Below are 4548 nucleotides of genomic sequence, written 5' to 3'. Positions count from 1 at the left end.
TATTTTTCGCTGCGCTCACGTGCTCGCTCCGCTGGGGCTACCGCCGGTTGCCTGGTCGGCAAGACAGAATCAAAAGCATTCGCCATTTTCTATGGCATTTTTAGCGGATAACTCCGACTAAAATATCATAGAACGGCTCATTGAAATGCGTTACTCAAAGGTCGCCTTTAGGCTCCCAAGGAGTAATGCATTTCAAAAATCGCAAATCAAATACTTCATCAAGTTCGGAGGTCAAAAATGTGGCAATTTTTCACCTATCAGTCAAAATAATTAGTCGCAGTAAAGGTCAGTCGGCAATTGCTTCAGCCGCTTATCGGTCGGGTCAACGATTAGTTGATCAAGAAACGGGCCAAATTAAAGACTTTACGCATAAACGCGGGGTGCAATATAGTGAAATCCAGTTACCGGAGCAAGCCCCTCGTGCGTATAACGACCGTGAGATCTTATGGAATGCGGTACAAGTCAAAGAAGCTAAAAGCAATGCACAATTGGCCCGTGAAGTTGAAGTAGCGTTGCCAGTTGAGTTAACCCGTGACCAGCAGATTCAGCTCGTCCATGATTATGTGCAGAAAAATTTTGTCGATCAAGGCATGTGTGCGGATTGGTCGCTGCATGATAAAGCAGATGGAAATCCGCATGTCCATATCATGTTGACGATGCGGAGCATCAAAACTACGGGAGAATGGGCGTCTAAACAGAAGAGTGGGTACATATTGGACGAAAACGGGCATAAAGTTCCCCAAATTGATCCTAAAACTCACGAACAAAAGATCGGGGCCCGAGGCCGTAAAATGTGGAAACGGACAACCCAGACGTATAACGATTGGAATAATCGCGATAAAGTCGAAAATTGGCGTGAGTCATGGGCAGAAGCCTGTAATAAATACTTTACGCCAGATTTACAACTCGATCATCGGAGTTATCAACGACAAGCAAAGGAACAGATCCCAACTATTCATGAAGGAACGGTCGCTCGTCAAATGGGCGACCGTTCAGATCGCGTGCAAATTAACCAAGCAATTAAGGCGCAGAACAGCTTATTACAGCAACTTGAGCAGGAGTGGGAACAACTTAAACAGCAATTAGAACGGTTAAAAGCAGCGTTGGTTGACTTACAAGAACGATTACTGCGTGCAGAACCAAAGCAGCCCCTGGTACAGGATAAAAATACTGAAACCCAGAAATTAGAAATAAAGGAGTCAGAAACGACGTATGACCCTCACAAATTGTATGAATTAATGCAAGAAAAGCTACGAGAAGCCAAACAAGCTAAACAAACGCGTGAAGAACAAGAGCAACATGAATCCACTAAGATGAACCGTTACAATCCGGGTATTAATCGAGAAAGAGGGCCACGACGATAATGGACGAGAGTAAATTAATGATCATTCAGTTACTACAAGCATTAGATAATGGTGAAGTGAATTTTAAGCAGGTGCCAGCGTTAACGCAATTAGTTCAACAAGAAACCAAGCGGGAAGTTAGGAACCAAACTGACGAGTTAGTAGAGCAGATTGGGGAACAGTGCCAAGCTAGTTTAAACACGTTTGAACAAGAACAAAATCAGAAAATTGCGGCCCAACGGAAAATTTTGCGGGATCTAAATCAAGAAATTGAAGCGACTAAGCAACGTATGGAAAAGAATGCCTTACAGCACACCATAAGCGTAATTGTCATGGTGATTGGGATTGTCACATTATTGGCAACATTAGGACTATTAATGTGGGTTATTGTTCCAATGGTTTTCCATGGATCGGGATTGAAAGCGATATGGGATACGTGGCACCCGGAGTTAACTGGTTGGGGAGCAATCAGGTGTATGGGGGCGATACTCACTAGTTTTTTATTGATCTGTATCGAAATTTTTATGATTTATGTACCGATAATGATTGCGGGTAAAATCGTTGAATTCTTCGATTAGTCTTACTTAAAGAATAATCGAAGGCTGGATGTGCTATTCTTGAACAAATGATTAATCCGTAACGGGGTGAAACGGTATGAGTAACAAAAAAAACGGTTATTCAATTAAGAAAATAGCTGATTTAATAGGCGTTAGCAAGATGAAAGTGTATCGAGCTATTACAAGAAACCATTACAAAGAGCAGTACAAAGTGGGACAAACGTTATACTTTGATGAAACGGTTAAAAACCTTTTAGAAAAGGAGTTAAAAGAAGTATCCGTTACAGAAGACCATAACACAGAGCAGAAAGATTATTTGGTAGATGAACTGAAAGATCGTGTACAAAGTCAGCAAGAACAGATTGTTAAATTGACTAGACTATTGGATCAATCTCAGCAATTACAACTTATGGCTGAGAATAAGATTAAGCAACTAGAAAACAAAATGACTGATGAACAAGACAGAAAGGATTCAGTAGAGGAGCCTGTACAAACTAGTAATGTAGACAATACAGTGGCTAAAGCTGAACGTGGCTTCTGGTCACGTCTATTTAAGCGGTAAGGAGTCTAATGATGAAACAAAAGCTAGTTTTTGGCATTCAATTTGTCATTAACTTGTGGTTTATGTTGAATGTGATTGGTTACTTCTTGAATTTGTCGTGGACAGACGAGCCTTGGCATATTTTGCTGGATATATTTGGCATCTTGATAGCCATTGTCATGGCTTATATGATTACGGTTAGATTTGAAAACTGATGGATTTTACGTTGTATTGTGTTCTCGAATACGCTATCATAAAGCTAAGTTGAATATGAGCGCATAAGAAAAGCCTTCAGGATTGGCGTCCTAAGGCTTCGATGACCTAACAGTATCTACCTGTTAGGGTTTTCCGATAGGACTACACATCAGTCCCTATCTCAATAACGTATTTTATCATGAATCCTGGTTAAATAAAACCATTTGATAAGACCTCGTTAGTAAACCCTAGTAGGTTGGCTAACGAGATCTTTTTTTGTGGACGTGGAATGGCTGGTCTGACCCCCAGTTAAAAGACGCGTGGGTAATGCCCTGATGTTGGTCACTCAAATCATTCGTTAACGTGGTTCGTGACCCCGTTTGTAGTTAAAGCCAGGGGTATGCTAAACCCAGTCGAGATCAACGCGACTAAAGACGTGGTTGGAAACATAGGAAATGGAAACGACCGCCCTATGGTCAAAGTGAGTTGAAACACGCTCTCAGGTTAAATAAAAGCGCGACTGGCAACGACCAGGCTAAAAGACGATAGGATTTATAGGGGCAAGGGCTATGTGCGCTTAAACGGTTGTTAAACGGCTAAATTGAGCCACGGAGTAAATCCGAGGTTGAACTTAGCTGTTTAGGGCTCTAAAGAAGCCGTTTTTCCCGTTTTCAGGGAAAGACTCATGAGAGAGCCGGAACGGCTCAACCTTTTGTTGGGTTTAAGTGTCTTTATGCTCAGATCTGGTGCGTGTATAGGGCTGTCTAGAAATACTAGCTTGTTTTTTAATAAGAATTATTCATAGTTGAGTTTGGGGGGCAATATGAAATTTCAAGAGAAAATTAAAACTTTGAGATTGCAGGGAAAAATGACTCAGGAGGCTATGGCCAAATCTTTATTAGTTTCGCGTAAAACGGTTTCTAGTTGGGAAAATGGCCGAAATTATCCAGATATTAAGACATTGGTTAAAATTAGTGATGTTTTTTCAGTATCGTTAGATACTTTGCTGAGGGAGGACCAAGTAATGACAGATAGATTGAGTGAACTTGAAAAATTGAGTAAGAAAAATCTTAGGATATTTAAGGTTAGTTATGGTTTTATGGTGGTGCTCACTGTTCTATCGTATGTATCGAGTATGACACGTATTTACCCACGTAATGGATGGTTAGTCATATTTTATGTGACTAGTGTAGCTATTTGTCTAACACATTTTCCTTTAACTGGCCATCAGTTAAGGGAATGGTTTGTCTCGTTTGATCATTTATTATTGTTTTTGCTTATTTTAATTGGTACTGGTTATCTAGCATTACATGCTTCTTTTATAGCGACTGGTGAGTCTGCTTTTTATCTGACTGGTACCATCGTGGGAGCGATTTTTGGCGGTTTAATTCGGGTTGTGTCAGTTATGGCGATTGTTATATTTAGTCCTGATAAAGTGCTAAAAATGACAGCTACCAGTCTTGATTGAGTCGTTTTATATTTTTTATTATGGTTTATGATATGGGGGGGGGAGAAATATGACTCTTAACAAGCTTTTTGAGAAGCCGTTGTTTTCTAATTGGGTAGTTTATGTTGGTATTTCATTGGTAATTATTGCGGCGGTTAGTAGTAATTCAGGTAATATGGCGGTGTATTTCATTGTTGGACTTGGAGCCTTTTTGAGCGGTCAAAAGCGACATGACAAGTTTCATGAGCTAGACAAAAGGGCAGTGTTGTTATTTTCTTCTTTTTGGTTACTGCTCATTGTTGGCAAGCTTTTTATGGGTATGCCCTTAGTGAATATTGTTTTCTCGGGTGTTTTGGCCGTATTGGTGCTGTGGAATTTGGTTAATTTGTTTAGAACTGGTCATTAGCGAATAGGTAGCGTTAAAAGTTAAATGGTCTAGTGAAAACTATGGAGAAATTCACTAAC

Annotated in this window: 6 protein-coding genes; all 6 read left to right on the top strand. The window is 40.3% G+C overall.

All coding sequences use genetic code 11. The features are described 5' to 3' along the window. Positions 1–239: 239 nt before the first annotated feature. The 6 genes from mobQ to LSE01S_RS10345 all read left to right on the top strand — a co-directional run bounded on the left by mobQ (position 240) and on the right by LSE01S_RS10345 (position 4489). Positions 240–1364 carry a MobQ family relaxase gene (gene mobQ / locus LSE01S_RS10370; RefSeq protein WP_235808342.1) on the top strand — a complete coding sequence of 375 codons (1125 nt, stop codon included), beginning with the start codon at positions 240–242 and terminating at the stop codon, positions 1362–1364. Then, complete coding sequence (locus LSE01S_RS10365; protein WP_061777555.1) at positions 1364–1921, top strand: hypothetical protein; 558 nt, start codon at positions 1364–1366, stop codon at positions 1919–1921. The genes mobQ and LSE01S_RS10365 overlap by 1 nt, the downstream gene beginning before the upstream one ends. Before the next feature lie 76 nt (positions 1922–1997). Further along, entirely contained in the window at positions 1998–2462 is a 465-nt protein-coding gene (locus tag LSE01S_RS10360) for a replication protein B (RefSeq protein ID WP_015474717.1), read from the top strand. An 11-nt stretch (positions 2463–2473) separates the two neighbouring features. After that, positions 2474–2656: a hypothetical protein gene (locus LSE01S_RS11025; RefSeq protein ID WP_041816356.1), complete on the top strand. Its 183-nt coding sequence runs from the start codon at positions 2474–2476 to the stop codon at positions 2654–2656. A gap of 803 nt (positions 2657–3459) precedes the next feature. Beyond that, on the top strand, positions 3460–4104 hold the full coding sequence (locus LSE01S_RS10350; protein ID WP_061777554.1) for a helix-turn-helix transcriptional regulator: 645 nt from the start codon (positions 3460–3462) through the stop codon (positions 4102–4104). A 49-nt stretch (positions 4105–4153) separates the two neighbouring features. Next, on the top strand, positions 4154–4489 hold the full coding sequence (locus LSE01S_RS10345) for a hypothetical protein (RefSeq protein ID WP_041816359.1): 336 nt from the start codon (positions 4154–4156) through the stop codon (positions 4487–4489). Positions 4490–4548: the final 59 nt, after the last annotated feature.

This window comes from Levilactobacillus senmaizukei DSM 21775 = NBRC 103853 (genome assembly GCF_001592085.1).
Classification (GTDB): domain Bacteria; phylum Bacillota; class Bacilli; order Lactobacillales; family Lactobacillaceae; genus Levilactobacillus; species Levilactobacillus senmaizukei.
This window is presented reverse-complemented; position numbering and strand designations above follow the sequence as displayed.

Bases quoted from the DNA above. Each gene is read 5' to 3' on its own strand.
- LSE01S_RS10350 (WP_061777554.1), top strand. From the start codon at position 3,460: ATGAAATTTCAAGAGAAAATTAAAACTTTGAGATTGCAGGGAAAAATG.
- LSE01S_RS10345 (WP_041816359.1), top strand. From the start codon at position 4,154: ATGACTCTTAACAAGCTTTTTGAGAAGCCGTTGTTTTCTAATTGGGTA.
- LSE01S_RS10360 (WP_015474717.1), top strand. From the start codon at position 1,998: ATGAGTAACAAAAAAAACGGTTATTCAATTAAGAAAATAGCTGATTTA.
- LSE01S_RS10365 (WP_061777555.1), top strand. From the start codon at position 1,364: ATGGACGAGAGTAAATTAATGATCATTCAGTTACTACAAGCATTAGAT.
- LSE01S_RS11025 (WP_041816356.1), top strand. From the start codon at position 2,474: ATGAAACAAAAGCTAGTTTTTGGCATTCAATTTGTCATTAACTTGTGG.